The sequence below is a fragment of the Actinoplanes sp. CA-015351 genome, from assembly GCF_050955685.1.
Classification (GTDB): domain Bacteria; phylum Actinomycetota; class Actinomycetes; order Mycobacteriales; family Micromonosporaceae; genus Actinoplanes.
Genome location: NZ_CP192102.1, coordinates 591,584 through 608,289, shown reverse-complemented (window position 1 = coordinate 608,289; position 16,706 = coordinate 591,584). Strand labels below are relative to the sequence as shown.

At 69.1% G+C, this 16,706-nt stretch carries 17 protein-coding genes and 1 pseudogene; 3 read left to right on the top strand and 15 right to left on the bottom strand.

Annotation, left to right across the window (positions count from 1 at the left end):
* Nucleotides 1–22 precede the first annotated feature (22 nt).
* The 12 genes and pseudogenes from ACQP2E_RS02675 to ACQP2E_RS02620 all read right to left on the bottom strand — a co-directional run bounded on the left by ACQP2E_RS02675 (nucleotide 23) and on the right by ACQP2E_RS02620 (nucleotide 11,547).
* Entirely contained in the window at nucleotides 23–1,279 is a 1,257-nt protein-coding gene (locus ACQP2E_RS02675; RefSeq protein ID WP_433828302.1) for an MFS transporter, read from the bottom strand.
* A gap of 102 nt (nucleotides 1,280–1,381) precedes the next feature.
* Nucleotides 1,382–1,570, bottom strand: a pseudogene (locus ACQP2E_RS02670) (protease HtpX); the annotation flags it as partial.
* A complete protein-coding gene (locus ACQP2E_RS02665; RefSeq protein ID WP_433828301.1) occupies nucleotides 1,571–2,746 on the bottom strand; it encodes a hypothetical protein in 1,176 nt (391 codons plus the stop codon).
* Nucleotides 2,743–3,270: a SigE family RNA polymerase sigma factor gene (locus ACQP2E_RS02660; RefSeq protein WP_433833732.1), complete on the bottom strand. Its 528-nt coding sequence runs from the start codon at nucleotides 3,268–3,270 to the stop codon at nucleotides 2,743–2,745. Before ACQP2E_RS02660 ends, ACQP2E_RS02665 begins: the two co-directional genes overlap by 4 nt.
* Entirely contained in the window at nucleotides 3,267–4,442 is a 1,176-nt protein-coding gene (locus tag ACQP2E_RS02655; RefSeq protein ID WP_433828300.1) for a hypothetical protein, read from the bottom strand. The genes ACQP2E_RS02660 and ACQP2E_RS02655 overlap by 4 nt, the downstream gene beginning before the upstream one ends.
* On the bottom strand, nucleotides 4,439–4,945 hold the full coding sequence (locus tag ACQP2E_RS02650; RefSeq protein ID WP_433828299.1) for a SigE family RNA polymerase sigma factor: 507 nt from the start codon (nucleotides 4,943–4,945) through the stop codon (nucleotides 4,439–4,441). Before ACQP2E_RS02650 ends, ACQP2E_RS02655 begins: the two co-directional genes overlap by 4 nt.
* 130 nt (nucleotides 4,946–5,075) lie before the next feature.
* Entirely contained in the window at nucleotides 5,076–6,536 is a 1,461-nt protein-coding gene (locus ACQP2E_RS02645; RefSeq protein WP_433828298.1) for an NADH-quinone oxidoreductase subunit N, read from the bottom strand.
* On the bottom strand, nucleotides 6,533–8,068 hold the full coding sequence (locus tag ACQP2E_RS02640; RefSeq protein WP_433828297.1) for a complex I subunit 4 family protein: 1,536 nt from the start codon (nucleotides 8,066–8,068) through the stop codon (nucleotides 6,533–6,535). The genes ACQP2E_RS02645 and ACQP2E_RS02640 overlap by 4 nt, the downstream gene beginning before the upstream one ends.
* Nucleotides 8,068–10,008, bottom strand: a complete 1,941-nt coding sequence (locus ACQP2E_RS02635; RefSeq protein ID WP_433828296.1) for an NADH-quinone oxidoreductase subunit 5 family protein — start codon at nucleotides 10,006–10,008, stop codon at nucleotides 8,068–8,070. The genes ACQP2E_RS02640 and ACQP2E_RS02635 overlap by 1 nt, the downstream gene beginning before the upstream one ends.
* Nucleotides 10,005–10,376 carry an NADH-quinone oxidoreductase subunit NuoK gene (gene nuoK / locus ACQP2E_RS02630; RefSeq protein ID WP_433828295.1) on the bottom strand — a complete coding sequence of 124 codons (372 nt, stop codon included), beginning with the start codon at nucleotides 10,374–10,376 and terminating at the stop codon, nucleotides 10,005–10,007. The genes ACQP2E_RS02635 and nuoK overlap by 4 nt, the downstream gene beginning before the upstream one ends.
* Complete coding sequence (locus ACQP2E_RS02625; protein ID WP_433828294.1) at nucleotides 10,376–10,903, bottom strand: NADH-quinone oxidoreductase subunit J family protein; 528 nt, start codon at nucleotides 10,901–10,903, stop codon at nucleotides 10,376–10,378. Before ACQP2E_RS02625 ends, nuoK begins: the two co-directional genes overlap by 1 nt.
* On the bottom strand, nucleotides 10,900–11,547 hold the full coding sequence (locus ACQP2E_RS02620) for a NuoI/complex I 23 kDa subunit family protein (RefSeq protein ID WP_433828293.1): 648 nt from the start codon (nucleotides 11,545–11,547) through the stop codon (nucleotides 10,900–10,902). The genes ACQP2E_RS02625 and ACQP2E_RS02620 overlap by 4 nt, the downstream gene beginning before the upstream one ends.
* Before the next feature lie 106 nt (nucleotides 11,548–11,653).
* Here ACQP2E_RS02620 and ACQP2E_RS02615 point away from each other — a divergent pair, with 106 nt between their 5' ends.
* The gene (locus ACQP2E_RS02615; protein WP_433828292.1) at nucleotides 11,654–12,226 is read left to right on the top strand and encodes a Uma2 family endonuclease; all 573 of its coding nucleotides are present in this window, start codon (nucleotides 11,654–11,656) and stop codon (nucleotides 12,224–12,226) included.
* Here ACQP2E_RS02615 and ACQP2E_RS02610 read toward each other — a convergent pair.
* Together ACQP2E_RS02610 and ACQP2E_RS02605 are read right to left on the bottom strand one after the other, a co-directional pair.
* On the bottom strand, nucleotides 12,223–13,182 hold the full coding sequence (locus ACQP2E_RS02610) for a complex I subunit 1/NuoH family protein (protein WP_433828291.1): 960 nt from the start codon (nucleotides 13,180–13,182) through the stop codon (nucleotides 12,223–12,225). The genes ACQP2E_RS02615 and ACQP2E_RS02610 overlap by 4 nt on opposite strands.
* A complete protein-coding gene (locus ACQP2E_RS02605; protein WP_111648557.1) occupies nucleotides 13,182–13,790 on the bottom strand; it encodes an NADH-quinone oxidoreductase subunit C in 609 nt (202 codons plus the stop codon). Before ACQP2E_RS02605 ends, ACQP2E_RS02610 begins: the two co-directional genes overlap by 1 nt.
* Before the next feature lie 64 nt (nucleotides 13,791–13,854).
* Here ACQP2E_RS02605 and ACQP2E_RS02600 point away from each other — a divergent pair, with 64 nt between their 5' ends.
* Together ACQP2E_RS02600 and ACQP2E_RS02595 are read left to right on the top strand one after the other, a co-directional pair.
* Nucleotides 13,855–14,379: an RNA polymerase sigma factor gene (locus ACQP2E_RS02600; RefSeq protein ID WP_433828290.1), complete on the top strand. Its 525-nt coding sequence runs from the start codon at nucleotides 13,855–13,857 to the stop codon at nucleotides 14,377–14,379.
* Nucleotides 14,376–15,344 (top strand): hypothetical protein, encoded by a 969-nt coding sequence (locus ACQP2E_RS02595; RefSeq protein ID WP_433828289.1) that lies wholly within the window; start codon nucleotides 14,376–14,378, stop codon nucleotides 15,342–15,344. Before ACQP2E_RS02600 ends, ACQP2E_RS02595 begins: the two co-directional genes overlap by 4 nt.
* Before the next feature lie 10 nt (nucleotides 15,345–15,354).
* Here the strand turns inward: ACQP2E_RS02595 and ACQP2E_RS02590 are convergent, their stop codons facing one another.
* Nucleotides 15,355–16,671, bottom strand: coding sequence for a DUF2252 domain-containing protein (locus tag ACQP2E_RS02590; protein WP_433828288.1), 1,317 nt, complete (start codon nucleotides 16,669–16,671; stop codon nucleotides 15,355–15,357).
* Between the last annotated feature and the right edge of the window lie 35 nt (nucleotides 16,672–16,706).

Here is a 16,706-nt window from a genome sequence, read left to right as displayed (position 1 = left end):
CACTCAGTGCAAGTGATACCGGCTACTTGAGGGCGGCGGCCAGATGCGCGGCGGCCACCCGGTCGGCGCGGGCCATCGAACCCTCCGGCATCGCCGCCACCGCGGCCGCGACCAGCACCACTGCGCCCGCGAAAGCGAACGCCCAGGGCAGGCCGCCCGGCTGGTCGACGATCACGCCGGCCAGCGCGCCGCCGGCCGCGCTGCCGGAGACCGAGACGGTCACCATCCAGGTGTACGCCTCGTTCAGCATCCCGGCCGGGGCGAACCGTCCGACCAGGCTGTTCTCCACGGTGAGAGCCGGCGCGATGGTTGCCCCGCCGATCACCAGGGCAGCGCCGAGCCAGATCGGGCTCGGCATGAACGCCAGCACCGCGAAGCTCGACCCCACTGCCGCCAGCAGCCAGGCGAACTGCCGGGTCAATGCCATCGCCGGGCGCCGGGTGCCGAACCAGATGCCACCGAACACGCTGCCGACACCCCAGACGCCGAGCAGGACGCCACCCAGCCCCTCACCGCCACCGTGCTGCGATGCGTACGCCGGGACGATCACGCCGGCTGCGCCGAACGCGATGCCGAGAGCGGTGACACAGAGCAGCAGCTGCGGGAAGCCGCCCGCACGCAGCGGACCGAGACCTTTCGCCGCGTGCTCACCGCCGGCCGCCGTCCGACGCCGCATCACCGGCAGCCGGGAGATCCACACGGTGCCGAAGAACGTCGCCGCCGCGGCACTGACAAGAGCCGCCGCAGGCTCACCGCTGACCACCATGAACACCGCGACCAGCATCGGTCCGAGCACGAAAACCAGCTCGAAGAGCGACGTCTCGGCCGCCAGCGCGGCCGATCTCAAACCCAGACCACCGGTGGTCGCCGCAGTCATATCGGTCCAGGCCCTGCGGATCGCCGCCGTCAGAGGAGGGTACGTGGCACCGGCCACCGCTGTCGCCGTGAAGATCCACGGGAGGGCGTTCGCACCACCGCGGCTGGCCAGGATCAGCGCACCCAGTGCGAGCGGGTGCAGGACGGCCGTCGCCAGCAGGATGGGCGCCGGGCCGATCCGGTCGGCGAGACGGCCCGCGATCGGGCTCAGGGCCGCGCCGGCCAGGGCGTACACACCACCGGCCAGGCCGGCAGCGGCGTACCGCCCGGTGGCCTGTTCGACCAGGAGCAGCAGGGCCAGCGGGGTCATGCCGATGCCGAGCCGGGCCAGGATGCCGACGGCCAGCAGGACCTTTCCGCCCGGGAGTTGCCACACGCCAAGGTACTGACGCAACGCGGTCACGGGCGGAACCTCCGGAGTTGATCGGTAACGACTGAAACGCGTTCCGAGGCTAACTCCGGAGCGATGATCGACAGAACTGAAATACGCCCGTGGTGTCGGGACTCACCGCGGGTGCGTGGCGAACAGCGACGACAGGCCGCCGGCCCGCAGCGGATTGGCGATCATCGGGTGTGCGCTTCTGGCGAGTTGTCCTTCGGCGGGCAGGGGCATTTTCTGCGTACCGTAATGGATCTTCTCTAGAGCGCTGGCAAGCGCGAGAGGGTCGCGGGTGAGGGTGGCGCCGGAGGCGTCCTACGTGCAATTCCAGATGATCGGGACGGGCGGGTTGTTGTCGCTGGCCGTCAGGCTGAACTTGTTGCCGGCCGCCACCTTGGCCGTCTCGCTGATGAAGTCGACCGTGTAACCGTCGTCCGGTGTCTCGGTCATGGCCGGCAGTTCGAGGATCTGCCTGCCGACGAACACCGTCGGCAGCTCGGACTGGAAACCACCGACGTTTGTCGGGGCGGGCACGTGCGCCGCCCAGGAGTCCTCGCTGAGCAGCTGCCAGGTCCGGGTCGGCAGGTGGTAACGGTAGATCGACGTGCCCGGCCCGGTCGGCGCGTTGGAGTTCCCGCCTCTCACCTCGGCGTACAGCCAGCCGAAATGGAACGCGATCGGCATTACCCCGCCGCTGCTGAACTGGTTGGGCGCGGCGATCGGTTCCGCCGATCCGTCGGCGTGCCAGAGGTACGCCACCTCGCCGGTATTCGTGTAGAACGAGGTGACTACCGTGCCGTTCTCGTCGATGTCCCACGTCCGGCCACCTGTCGCGCCGGCCGGCGTCGTCATCACCTCCGGCTCGGCGTCCGGTGACGCCCAGCGCTGCGGCGCGGCGTGGTCACGCTTCTCGTAATTGCCGGCGATCTGGCCGGCTTCATTGATCGCGATCGCGATCCCGTCGCCCTTGAGAGGGCTCACCTTCCCGTCCCGCAGATAGAACGGAAGACTGGGCATCTCGGCGGTGCCACCGACCGCGATCCCGGATCCATTGATGTCCGACATCACCGGCATGCGCTTGGGAGTGGCCGCGGAAGCGATCAACTCACCCTTTTTCCAGACCAATACCGTACGGGATTTAGCACCGGCCCACGGGTTCGTGGTGCCGACCAGGTATGTCCCGGTGCGGTCTCCACCGGTCACCTCGGCCGACGCCGCTTTGCCGAACTCCAGTTTCTGCGCCACGCAGGACGACGGCTTGGCCGGATCGGGCGGCAAGGCGGGCAACACATGCTCGGTGGGCGGGCGCAGAACGAGCGCGGCGGCGGTGACCACTACGGCTGTTATCGCCGCCGCCGCCGAGATGGTCCGCACCCGGCGGGCTCGCCGGCCGTCGCCCATCGCCTTGGCGACGTTGATCCGGCTCGGCCCGTCCGGGACTCCGGTGTCCAGCGGCCGCAGCAGGCTGATTCCGTATTCGTCGTCGTTCACCGCGGTCCTCCTTCGCCGTTCGGGTTGGTCGAGACGGGGTCGCCGATGATCCGGCGCAGGGCGTTGAGGCCGTGCGAGGTCTGGCTTTTCACCGTGCCCTCGGAACAGCCCAGGATCTGGGCGACCTCGGCAACCGGCCGGTCGTAGAGAAAGCGCAGGACCAGGACGGCCTGTTGCTTGGGCGGTACCTGTTTCAGTGCGGCCCGCAGCATGGTGCGGTCCTCTTTCTCGTCACGTTGCGGCGCCTCCTGCTCGGGAATCGAGCCGAACAGCCCCACCCGCCACCAGCCCCGCCGTTTCTCGTCCAGGAACGCCCGAACGATCATCGTGTGCACATATGCGTCCACATTGTCGGCACGGGAGATCCTCGACCAGCGGGCGTACAGCTTGGTGATCGTCTCCTGGACCAGGTCGTCGGCCTGGTCCCGGTTGCCGCTGAGCAGATAGGCGAGCCGTCTCAGCGCCGGAAGGCGTCCGTTCACGTACGCCAGGTACTCGTCGTCGGCAGTGCTGTCGCGGCTCATCGGCAACGCCAGATCATCGGGTCGACCGGACGGTCGGCCGCCACACTGCTGATGTTCGATCCCGCGATGACGCTGGCGTCCTCGCTCAGGGACTCGATCATGAAGTAGTCGTCGCCGTACTTCTCGACGGTCGGCAGGGCGAACATCTCCTTACCGATGTAGACCTTCGGACTGGCAAAGAGGCCCTGTGGTCCCCCGGCCGGCAGTTGAGCGCTGTACGGCTCGTCGTTGATCTTCTGCCAGAACTTGCTGATCGGGTCGTAGCGGAAAAGGGACTGTTGCGCGTCAGTGCCCGCCGCCGCGTAGACCCAGCCGTACCGGAAGGCGATCGGCCAGACGTTGACGGGCTGGTCGATGTCCATCGCCGGAGCCGCGATCGCCTCGATCTCGCCGTCGGCGTGCCAGAGGTACGCCCCTCTGGTCTTGGTAACACTGTCCAGAGCCGTAAGGATGGTTCCATCCTCGGTGATGTCGAAGGCGTAACCACTCGTGATCCCGTCCGGCAGGGGCATCGGTTCGGGCTCGGCGTCCCACGACGACCAGCGCTGCGGGTACGGCTCGTCGACCGCGTGCTCGGTGCCACCGGCGATCACGCCGGCGTCGTTTATCGCGATCGGGGTGCCGATGCCTTTCATCGGGCGCACCTTGCCGCCCTGGTACGCGTACGGCTTGGGGATCCCCTCGTTGCTGCGGCCGACCGCGTCGCCGATGCCATTGATGTCCGTCATCTCGACGCGCGGGCCTTCGTACTCGACGTCCGCGACCAGCTTGCCGTTCTTCCACACGAGCACGTCGAAGTCGCCGTTGTAGACCGGTTCGGTCGCCCCGACCAGGTACGTCCCGGTCGGGTCACCACCGGTGACGCCGGCTGACTTGGCGTCCCCGGCCGGCAGCGTGTCCACTGTGCAGGATGACGGAAGTGCGACGTCCGCCGGCAGCACCGGTTGCGGCAGTTCCTCGTCGGGTGCCGGGGCCGGCATCAGCACCAGCACCCCACCGGTGACGATCGCCGCTAGTCCGGCGGTGACCGCCGTGACGGTCGACCAGGTACGCACCCGGCGAGCGCGCAGGCCGTCACCCATCGCCTTGGCGACATCGATTCGGGTCGGTCCGTCCGGGGTTCCGGTTTTCAGCGGTCGCAGCAGAAGAGCGCCGTAGTCTTCGTCGTTCATCGCAGTCCGCCTTCCTGGAGCTTGGCGGCCGGGAAGAGGTTCGCGGCGTGAGCGGGTGGGCCCAGGATTTTGCGTAGAGCGCTGAGGCCCTGGGAGGTCTGGTTCTTCACGGCGCCTTCGGAGCAGCCGAGAATCTGGGCTACGTCGGTGACCGGCCGGTCGCAGAGAAAGCGCAGTACGAGCACGGCCTGCTGCCTCGCCGGGATCTGCCTCAGCGCGGTCCGCAGCATGGCGGGTGCTGCTGTCTGCTCGGGCGGGGCAGGCCGGCTTGTGCGCCGCCACCAGCCCCGTCGTTTCTCGTCCAGGAACGCGCGAACGATCATCGCGTGCGCATGGGTGTCCACATTGTCCGCGCGAGAGATCTTCGGCCAGCGCGCGTAAAGCTTGGTGATCGTCTCCTGCACGAGATCGTCGGCCTGGTCCTGGTCACCGCTGAGCAGGTACGCAAGTCGTCTCAGCGCCGGAAGACGCCCATTCACGTACGCCAGATAGTCCTCGTCCATCCCGCTCCCCGTTCTGCCGCCCATTGAATAGACGCGGGTTCACCCGGGTGGGTTGTATGCCAATCAAGCTCGACCCGGTTCGATTCCCAACCGCCACAAGCAGGCGAGCGCGGACAGGGTGTAAGCCGGGTCAGGTCAGGGCGTTGAAGAGGAGTTGGGGGGCGAAGCCGAGCGCCACCGCTGCCGTCACCGCTGCTGCTACCGCTATCGCCACCGGGCGCGGGACTGGCAGGTGGGGGTGGATGGCCTCGTCGAGCAGGACCGGGTCGGCCACCGAGAAGCCGACCCTCGGCGGAAGCGTGTAAAGGGCCGCTGACACACGGACGTAGTAGGCCAGGGCGATCACCGCGTTCAGGACGACCACGCCGGCCAGCCAGGTCCAGTTCGCGTCGATCAGGGCGTCCACCACGGAGAGCTTGGCGAACAGGCCGGCCAGGCCCGGTGGCAGTCCCGCCAAGCCTGCGAAGGCCAGGACCAACGATGCGCCCAGCCAGGGACTGCGGCGGCCTGCTCCTCGGAAGTCAGCCAGGGTGCCGCCGTCCGCGCCCTGCGGGCGCAGCGCCACGACCACGCCGAAGGCCACGAGTTCCAAGACCACGAAAAAGCCCGCGTACGCGAGAGCGGCCACCGCACCCGGCGCGCCGATCGCCAGCGCCGCCAGGATGTAGCCCGCTTGTGCCACCGATGACCAGGCGAGCAGGCGGACCATCCGGGTCTGGCGAAGGGCCACCAGGTTGCCGATCGTCATGGTCAGAATGGCCAGGATGGTGACCACGGCACGGGTGTCGAGACGGGACGCCACGGTCACCAGAGCCAGGATGCCGCCCAGCTTCGAGGCGGTGGACAGATAGGCGGCCACCGGCACCGGGGCGCCGTCATAGGTGGCGGGCGCCCAGGCATGCAGGGGTACCGCGGCGACCTTGAAAGCCAGCCCGATCACCAGCAGGGCGGCGCCCACCCCGGCGAGCGGGGCGAACACGGCTGCTTGCGCCGGGCCGAGCGAGGCCAGGTGTACGACTCCGGTCGCGACGTAGTTGAGTGCTACGCCGAGCAGGGCGATCGCCGTGGAGACGACGCTGATCAGGAAGAACGTGAGCGACGCGGCGGCCGGTTCGGACGTGACCCGCTCGCTGGGAGCGAAGCGTCGCAGGCCGACCAGGACGTACAGCGGCAGGGTCAGCGTCTCCAGGCCGACGATCAGGGTGATCAGGTCGCCGGCGTAGGCGACTGTCACGCCGCCGGTCATCGAGCAGGCCAGCAGGAAACAGAACTCGCCGGCCGGGGCTACGCCGAGCCGCAGCGCGGGCAGTGCGAACGCCAGCACGCCGGCGGTCAGGCCGGCGAAGAGTACTGCCGTCGTCGCGGCGGCGCCGGTGGGAATCCAGGAGCAGCCGCCGGTGGCGCAGAAGGTGGGTTCGGCGCTCGCGGCGAGGATGGCGCAGATAGCGGTGGCGAGTGTGCCCAGCAGGGTGACGCCGGTGATCGCGGCACGGCGGCCGGTGAACAGGTCGGCGAGGAGGGCGAGGATCGCGGTGCCCGCCGCCGCATACAGCGGCAGGAGAGCGAAATGTCCAACACTCTGACTGCTCACGGGCGGGCTCCGATCAGGCTGGTGATCGGGAAGTCGGTTCCGGACAACACCAGCGCCGGCAGCAGACCGATGACCAGGCTGAGGATCACCAGCGGCCCCCATGCGACCCATTCCGCCAGCGATATCGAGTGGCGCGATGCGCGTACCCCTGGGGTTGCTGGACCGTGGGTGACACGCCGGAGCAGGCGCAGGAAGTAGGCGGCCGTGAGGGCGCCGCCGCAGGCGGCGATCACGGCGAGGGTGACCCAGAACGGGCCGCCGGCCTGTACCGCTGCCACCACCGCGAACGCCTCGCCCCAGAAACCGGCCAGGCCCGGCAGGCCGAGCGACGCGATCGCGGCGAAGCCGAGCAGACCGGCCAGCCGGGGCGCCTGTTCGCGCAGGCCGCTGAGCTGGTCCAGGGAGCCGGTGCCGGTGCGGTCCTTGATCGTGCCGACCAGGAAGAAGAGCAGGCCGGTGATCAGGCCGTGCGCTACGTTGCCGATCAGCGCGGCCTGGATTCCGGTGACCGTGAGGGTGGCGATGCCGAGCAGGACGAAACCCATGTGGCCGACGCTGGAGTACGCGATCAGCCGTTTCAGCTCGCGCTGCCGCAGACAGATCAGCGAACCGGCGATGATCGCGACGACGGCCAGGACACCGAGGACCGGGGCGGCCCATTCGGCGCCCTGCGGAGCTACGCCGAGACCGACTCTGATCAGTCCGTAGGTGCCCATCTTCAGCAGCACGCCGGCCAGGATCACCGAGCCGACAGTGGGCGCCTCGGTGTGCGCGTCGGGCAGCCAGGTGTGCAGCGGCCAGAGCGGCGCCTTGATCGCGAAGGCCACCGCAAGCAGGGCGAAGACCAGGCACTGCATGTTCCGGCTCAGGTCGAACGAGCCGGTCAGGTCGCCGCTTCCGGTCTGCGACACCACTGTCACCACGCCGATCAGCAGCAGCACCGAGCCGGCCAGTGTGTAGAGGACGAACTTGCGGGCCGCCGCGCGCCGGTCCGGCCCGCCCCAGCCCGCGATCACGGCGAACATCGGCAGCAGGACGACCTCGAAGAAGATGAAGAAAAGGATCAGGTCCAGCGCGAGGAACGTGCCGAGCACACCGACTTCCAGAACCAGGAGCAACGCGGCCAGGGTGCGTCCGGCGCCACCTTCCGGGACCTTCTTGACCGTGTACGCACAACAAAGCACCGTGAGCAGCCCGGTGAGCACCACAAGCGGGTACGAGATCGCGTCGACACCGAGGTGGAACTGAAGCCCGAGCGACGGCACCCAGTCGGCCTGAACCTGCGCCCACGGGATGACCTTCGGCAGGCCGCCGCCGTAGGAGAACCAGCCGAACTCCTGAGGCGCGGCCACCGGCAGGGCCAGCGTCAACAGGAACGTGACCGCGGCCAGCCCGGTCGCGAGGATCCGCGCCGCCCGGTCCCGGCGGGCCGGGACGAGAAAGACGGCGAGAGCACCGAAAGCTGGGACGACAAGCAGCGCGACCAGCAGGAACGACGCGGCCGACGAAGCCGGGACCTCCACGAACGACATCAGGCCAGCGCTCCCAACCAGGCGACGACACCGAGCACCAGCGCACCCAGGAAGACCAGGACCGCGGCCGCCGGCAAGGCAACCCGGTGCCCCTCGGCGAACACTCCCCCGAGACTCCGCGTCCCGGTGCCGGCACCGGTCACGGCGGCGTCCACCACGTGCTCGTCGGTGGCCGTGAAGAACCGGGCCAGCGCGCGTACCGGAACGACCACGAGCCGATGCTGCACGTCGTCCAGGTGGAATCCACTGGCGAAGAGCGGGCCGGCCCGGCCCAGTGCGAGCGCCGGGTCGACTCCCGGCACGGCCCACCAGATCCACCACGCCGAGACGGCGCCGGTGGCGAGCAGCAGCATCGGCAGGGCGACCGCGACACCGAGGTGCGGGTCTTCGAGCTCCAGCGAGGTACGGAAACCGGGCGCGTACGCGGCCAGGCCCAGCAACGCGGCCGGGACGAGCAGCACCAGCAGCGGCGCTCGCATCGGCCACGGCGGGTCGTGCGGGGCGGCCGGGGTCTGATAGCGGGCGTCGTCGAAACCGATCTCCCAGGCCGGCCCGTCCGGACCGGGTGCCCGGGAGATTCCGAAGAAGGTGCGGAGCAGCAGTCGGGTCGCGTACCAGGCGGTGATCCCGACCGCGAGCAGCGCGGCGAGCCAGACCACCCACCCGGCCCAGACCGGAACCGGTTCGCCGCCGTCGGTGGCGTGCGCGGCCGCGGTCAGCACGGTCTCCTTCGACCAGAAGCCGGCGAGCGGCGGCAGCCCGGCGAGCGCGCCCAGGCCGATCACGAACGACCAGAAGGTCACCGGCATGTGCGCGCGCAGCCCGCCCATCCGGGACAGCAACCCGGTGCCGGCTGTGTGGATCACCGCGCCGGCCGCGAGGAAGAGCAGCGCCTTGAACGCGGCATGGGTGAGCAGATGGAACAGCGCGGCGGCGGGCGAGCCGACGGCCAGCGCGGCGGTCATGTAACCGATCTGGGAGACCGTCGACCAGGCCAGCACCCGTTTCAGGTCGTCCTGCGCGGTGGCGGCGAGCGCGCCGAGCAGGATCGTGATCGCGGCCATCACACCGAGCACGGCAAGGGTGGCCGGCGACTGCTCGAAGAGCGGGTACAGCCGGAAGACGACGTAGACGCCGGCCGCGACCATCGTGGCGGCATGGATCAGGGCGGAGATCGGGGTCGGGCCGGCCATCGCGTCCGGCAGCCAGGTGTGCAGCGGGAACTGGGCGCTCTTACCGGCCACCCCGGCCAGGATCAGCAGCAAGGCCGCCGTCAGCGTGGTGTTGTCGAAATCATTCCCAAGAACGTCGCTGATCCGGGTGCTGCCGGTCTGGGTGATCAGCACGGCGATGCCGAGCAGGAAGCCGATATCACCCACCCGGGTGACCAAAAAGGCCTTCACCGCGGCGGCGGGCGCTTCCGGCAGCCGCCGATCGTGGCCGATCAGCAGGTAGGAGCAGGCGCCCATCACCTCCCAGCCGACCAGCATGAAGATCAGGTCGTGGCTCGTCACCACCAGCAGCATCGCGCCGGTGAAGAGGCTGACCTGGGCGGCGTAGGGCGCGTACCGCGGGTCGTCGTGCAGGTAGGTGACCGAGTAGATCTGCACGAGCAGCGCGACCAGGCTGACCGCGAGCGACACGTAGACCACGGCCGGGTTGATCGCGACGCCGAAACTGACCGCGAGCGGACCGTTCCCGATGTCGCCTGTCAGAGTGTCACCGAAGCTGACGATCTCCAGCCCGGTCTCGAACGGTTCGCCCTGCCAGAACAGCAGCCGGATCGCGAGGCCCAGCGCCGTTGCCGCCCCGGCGATGCCGAGCGCGGCGGCGATCTTTCTGCGTGGTCCGGCGCCGTCGCCCGGCGGCAGCAGGAGTCCGAGCAGGCCACAGAGCAGGGGTACGAGTGGAAGCAGCGGCCCGGCGACGTCGACGCTCACCCGGAAACCCGTTCCTCTTCGGCATCGAGCCGCACGTCATCGGTGATCACCGCGTTGCGCGTCCGGTAGTACTGCAGCACGATCGCGAGCCCGACACCGACCTCGGCAGCGGCCAGCACGATCACGAACAGGGTGAAGACGCCGCCGGTGCCGGGTGCGGCCGCACCCGGGTTGGCCCACGCCTCGATGACGACACCTTCCAGTGCGGATCGCAGCGAGACGTCAGCGGTCACGAAGATCAGGTTGATCGCGTTGAGCATCAGCTCGACCGCCATCAGCACCAGGATCGCGTTCCGGCGGCGCAGCACGCCGTAAACGCCCAGGCCGAACAGGATCGCGCCGACCAGGTACGGAATGACCACGTGCATCAGGCGTCCTCCGTTTCCGGCTCTGCTTTTCGCGCGCCGATGTCCGGGCGGGACAGCACGATCGCGCCGACCAGGGCGGAGAGCAGCAGGATCGACAGCACCTCGAACGGCAGCACCCAGGCGCCGAAGATCTGCTCGCCGACCCGCTCGGCGGTGCCCGGTTCCGGCTCCGGGTAACGGACCCAGTGGAACGCGTCGACGAACAGGCCGGCCAGTCCGAGGCCGACACCGCCGCCGATCAGGGCGGCCGGGAAGACCGGGCGGTCCAGGTCAGCGGACGGGCCGATCGGCGCGCGGGTCAGCATCACCGCGAACAGCAGCAGCACGACCACCGCGCCGACGTAGACGAGGACCTGCACCCAGGCGACCAGTTCCGCGCCGAGGACCAGGTAGAGGCCGGCGATCGCGCCGAGGCTCACCACCAGGTAAAGACCGGCGCGGACCAGGTGTTTGCTGGTCACCACGAGTGCGCCAGAACCCACCGCGAGGGCGCCGAGCGCGAGAAGCAGCACGTCGGAGACGGTCACTGCTCCCGCTCCGGGTTCGCGGCTGGACCGGGGGGCCGGTCGGGGGCCGGACTTGCGGTTGGGGGGCTCGCCGGGCGTACCGAAGAAGGTCTTGAGGTCTTGGCGGCAGTGGCCGCGCCTGGGCCCGCGGCCTTGCGTGCCGCGGTGGCCTCCTCCTTGCTCGGCTCGCCGAGCACGTCGTGAGCCGGCGGCGGAGGCACCGTGCGCATCCATTCACCCAGCCGGTTCTTGTCGTGCAGCAGGGAGAGGACGTCGGTTTCGGCGTATTCGAACTCGGGCGTCCAGTGCAGCGCGTCGAACGGGCAGACCTCGATGCAGATGCCGCAGTACATGCAGAGGGCGAAGTCGATGTCGAACTTGTCGAGCACGTTGCGCTGGCGGGAGCGCGCCGCGCCGGGCACGACGACCTCTTCCTTGTGCGAGTCGATGTAGATGCACCAGTCCGGGCACTCGCGCGCGCAGAGCATGCAGACCGTGCAGTTCTCCTCGGAGAGCGCGATCACGCCACGGGAGCGCGGGGGAAGATCGGGCTGGACGTCCGGGTACTGCTGGGTGGTGGACCGCTTGGCCATCGTCTTGAGGGTGACCGCGAGCCCGTCGAGCAGCCCCTTGCCGGGCACATCGCGGTCGCCGTTTTCCGTCACAAGGCCATATCCTGCCCGGTCCGGGCGGGTGACGCGACCTCGGGCGCGCCGGATTTTGGGGTACCGTCGGTGGTACGGGTGATGTGACCCCCTCTCGGAGGTTCGAATGACCGCTGCGCTCGAGTTCTTCCCGCGCGGAAGCGGCTGGACCACTGATGATCTTGAAGATCTTCCCGACGACGGCTTGCGCCGCGAGTTGCTCGATGGAGTGCTGCTCGTGTCACCTTCCCCCACTGACATCCACCAGATCATCGCTGGCCGCCTGATGGTGGCTCTTGAGGAGACCTGCCCGAGCGACCTCCAGGTCACGCAGGGCGTCGAGATCAGGATCGGCCCCACCCGGTCGTTCATCCCGGACGTGCAGGTGGCGACGGACGAGGCGGCCCAGCGCCGAGGGCGCTATTACACCCCGAAAGAAATCGTCCTCGCCGTCGAGATCGTGTCGCCGACGTCGCTCGCCATGGACCGGGTGATGAAACCGGCGCTCTATGCCTCCGCCGGGATTCCCTATTACTGGCGGATCGAGACGACAAACGGCATCGTCGTGCACGCACAGAAACTGGATCCGGAGCTGGGTGCCTACCGGCCGGTCGAGCTTTTCGACGCCCGGATCCGCACCCTCGAGCCGTGGCCGATCGACATCCCGATCAAGCGGCTGACACCCCGCCACCTGCTCTAGGTCAGTGATTTCACCGCTACGGTCAGGACCAGCTGGGCCAGGGCGGTCGGGACCAGGATCAGCCAGCAGAGGCGTTGCAGCTGGTCCTCGCGCAGACGCGGGTAACTCACCCGGATCCAGATGATCACGAAGGACAGGGCGAAGACCTTCAGCAGGGTCCAGAGCCAGCCCAGCTGATCCGGGTTCGGGCCGTGCCAGCCGCCCAGGAACAGCACCGTGGTCAGCGCCGCGATCACCACGATTCCGACGTACTCCGCGAGCAGGAAGAACGCGAAGCGCAGGCCGGTGTACTCGGTCATGTACCCGAAGACCAGCTCGGAGTCGGCGATCGGCATGTCGAACGGCGGGCGGCGGATCTCGGCGAGGCCGGCGATGAAGAAGACCAGCGCGGCCGGCGCCTGCCAGATCAGCCACCACGGACGCCACGCCTCGACGATGCCGGGCAGGCTCAGCGTCCCCGCCGCCATCGCGACGCTTGCCGCCGAGAGCACCAGCGGAAGCTCATAACCGAGCAGCTGGGCGGCGCCGCGAACGCCGCCGAGCAGGCTGTACTTGTTCGCCGACGACCACGCCGACATCAGCACGGCCACCACGCCGATCCCGAGAACCGCCAGGACCAGGAACAACCCGATGTCCAAGCTCTGCGCGACCAGGCCGCCGGGTCCGAGCGGCACGGTCAAGAGCACCACTAGGTACGGGAAAAGCGCCACGATCGGTGCGAGCCGGAAGACGGCCCGGTCCGCATCCCGTGGGGTGACGTCCTCCTTCTGCACGAACTTGACCCCGTCGGCGACGAGCTGCGCCCAGCCGTGGAAGCCGCCGGCGTACATCGGGCCGAGCCGGCCCTGCATGTGCGCCATCACCTTGTGCTCCGCCTGCCCGACAACGAGCGGGAGGACCAGGAAGGCGGCCATCACGGCGACGACCCGGATCAGCAGGTCGAGCCAGAGCGGCATCAGGTGGCCTCCCGTGCTTTTGGTCCCCACTCGTTCGGGTCGGGGACACCCGGCGGGCGCATCGGGGCACGTTTCGCGGTGCCGGCCTCCGACTCCCCCGGCTCCTTCGCGCCCGGCCACGGTTTCGCCACCCGCGAGGCCAGCACGAACTCCTTGCGCAGCGGATGCCCCTCGAACCCCGGCGGCAACAGCAGCGGACGCAGGTCAGGGTGGCGGGCGAAGGTGATGCCGAACATCTCATGCGTCTCACGCTCGTGCCACGCGGCGCCCGGATAGAGGTCCACGAGCGACTCGATCTCCGAATCGGTACGCGGAACCCGGGCGCGCAGCAGCACGCCGTGCTTACGCCGGGTCGACCAGAGGTGGGCCACCACGGTGAGCCCCTCGTCCAGCTCGTCCACGGCGGAGAGCCAGTCGAAGAAGTCGCAACCGATCGCACCCGGATCGAGGGCCACCTGGGCGGCGTGCCACCAGCGGGCCGCCGACACGTCGACCACAGCGCGGGCGTGCCCCGGCCCACCACCGGAGACACCGGCCGTGACGGTGCCCGAGGGCTCGTCCGTGGTGAGCAGGGCGACCAGCCGGTCACCGACCTCTTCGGGCGTCATGCGCCACATCCTATGGTCCTTGAGTTCTTCGCAGCGTTCCTTGTGGTCCGCGCGTGTATTCCCCGTGACCGCCATCGCCCGACCGGAGACACCCATCAACGCCCGAGACGACCCGCCGACGTTCGACGAGGTGTACGCCGCGCACTACACAAATCTGGCCGTGCAGCTTTACGCGTACTTCGGCGACCGCCAGGAGGCCCAGGACGTCGCGCAGGAAGCGTTCTGCCGTGCGCTGGCCCGGTGGAACAGCATCGCTGGATACGACGATCCGGTCGCCTGGATCCGCCGGGTCGCCTGGAACCTGGCGGTCAGCAGGTGGCGCCGGGCGCGTACCGCACTGAACTTCCTGAGCCGGCAGCGTCCGGCCGAACCGCAGACCGCCGGGCCCGACCCATCGCGTGTCGCCTTGCTGGCCGCGCTCGCGACGCTGCCGCCCGTGCAGCGCCGGGCCATCGTCCTGCACTACCTCGCTGACCTGCCGGTCGCCGAGATCGCGGCGCGGGAACGGGTCGCCGAGGGGACCGTCCGGTCCTGGCTGTCCCGGGGACGGGCCGCGCTCGCCATCAAGCTGAAGGGGGTGTCGCTGTGACCGACACGCTGGACGAACTCCTCGCCGACCTGCGGGATTCCGCAGTCCACGAGATCCGGCCGCCGGGGGCGGCGGCGGCTCGCCGGACGGTTCGGCGGCGCCGGGCAGCCACCGTGGTGGCATCGGCGTGCGCGGCAGTGCTGGCGATCACCGGTGGTGTCGCCCTGACCCGCCACCCGGTCGACCAGGGGAAACCGGTCGTCGCCTCGTCGAGTGATCCCGCCGGACTCTCGAAGGTCGCCCAGCGCAAGCTGCGGGAGACGGACGACGCCATCGCGGCGATCGATGTCGCCGCCCCGGTCAGCACGGATTACGGCGCCGACCAGAAAACGCAGTACCTGGGCAACCTGACGTTGCGGCTGGCCTGCGCGGGCGAAGGCCAGATCACCCTCGTGATCCAGGGCAGGCGCAACCCGATCACCCCGTGGGCGGAGACCGCCCGGGTGACGGCTTCATGCGCCGTGGACCCCGTTCCGGCCGAGACGCTCTTCGCCATGGCCGGGCCGATCGGCGAATACCGCTTCCGGCTGATCGACTCGGAACGGGCCGACGGCCAGGCCGGGTTCGCGTACCGGGTCACCAGCGACACCGGCGAGCCGGTCGACGCGAGCAAATGGATGAACAGCGCCATCGACCCGTTCTCCGCCATCAAGGTCAACGGCCGGAAGTCGCTGAACGGCGGGACGATGCGGTTCGGCGTCACCGAGCCGGTCATGGTGGAAGGCCCCGGTCTCCGCGAGGCCCGGTACCGGCTCGCGGTGGCCTGCGCCGGCTGGGGAACCGCGCTCGTGGAGGTACATCTGCGCGGCAAGATCGTCGCCAGCACCTCTTTCGAGTGCGAATGGCCGGCCGGCCAGAAGGAGATCGAGGTCGGCCGCATCGATGAGGCCGCCACCCTGCACCTCGGTTACCGCAGCGAGAAACCGGCGGACTCCCTGATCGCCTCGACCTGGTTCCGCGAATGAATTCGGTTTGTCAGAGGCCGGGGAGGCGGCCGTTGCGGAAGACGTCGACGAAGTCCTGGTGGTCCTCGCGGGCCTGGTCACCGTACCTGTGTGCGAACTCCACCAGGTGGCGTACGAAACCGGCCTCGTCGGAGTCGATCACCGCGACGATCGCCTCCTCGGTGGAGAAGTCGACCAGGTCATGGCTGGACTCGTCGTCGGCGACCGAGTGCATCCGGGCCACCGCGCGGCCCAGGTCGGTGACCACGCCGGACAGCTCCTCCGGCTCGTTCACGTCCGACCAGTCCAGGTCGGCGGCGTACGGGGAGACCTCGGCGACCAGCTGGCCGACACCGTCAAGCTCGGTGAAGCCGAGCCACGGGTCGGCGTGCGCCTGCAGTGCCCGCTGCGACTCGGCGGTCCGGTGACCCTGGTGCTTGAAGTACGACCGAACCCGGTCGTCGTCGATCCAGCGCGCTACGGCCGGAATCTGCGCCTGCTTCATGTAGATGATCACGTCGTTCTCGAGAGCCTCGGTGTGCCCTTCGAGCAGCATGTTGTACGACGGCAGGCCGGCCGACCCGATGCCGACGCCCTTGCGCAGCTTGATGTCCTTGATGTTCGTGGACACCGGCCGGCTCTGCTGCGGCAGCGTGCTCAGGTACTGCTGGAACGCGGCACGCACCCGGTCGGCGGTGTCCTCCTCGACGTCGTAGACGCCGTCGCCGAGCGAGAACCGCCGCTCGTAGTCGTCGATCGTGGTCTGCCCGGCGAGCAGATCGACCCGGGTGTTCAGCCGGGCCTCCTGCAGGACCCTGCGCAGCACACCGTCCGCGTTCTCCAGGGTGATCGAGCCGATCGCGTCGTCGCCGCCGTGCGCGATCGCCCGCAGTTCGGTGAGGTACGACCCGGCGAACGTGGTGACCAGCGCCGTGATGTTGTCGTCGGAGAGCGCTTTGGAATATCCGATCAGGGCCACACTCGCCGCGAACCGCTTCAGATCCCAGCTGTACGGGCCGACGTACGCCTCGTCGAAGTCGTTGACGTTGAAGACCAGGTGGCCGGAGGAGTTCATGTAGGTGCCGAAGTTCTCGGCATGCAGGTCGCCGTGGATCCACACCCGGCTGGTGCGCTCGTCGAGGTAGCTGTCGTCGCGGTAGTCGCCGGTGAGGTCGGCGTAGAAGAGCGAGGCGCTGCCCCGATAGAACGCGAACGGCGACGCTGCCATCTTCCGGAATTTGCGACGAAACGCCGCGGGGTCGATCGCGATCAGCTCGCCGAACTCGCGGGTCAGCACGTCGATGATGAAATCCGCCCTCGATCGGGCAGCGGAAGACTCAGAGCCCATGTCCGATCACGGTACTCACCCGGGGCCATCGGAGG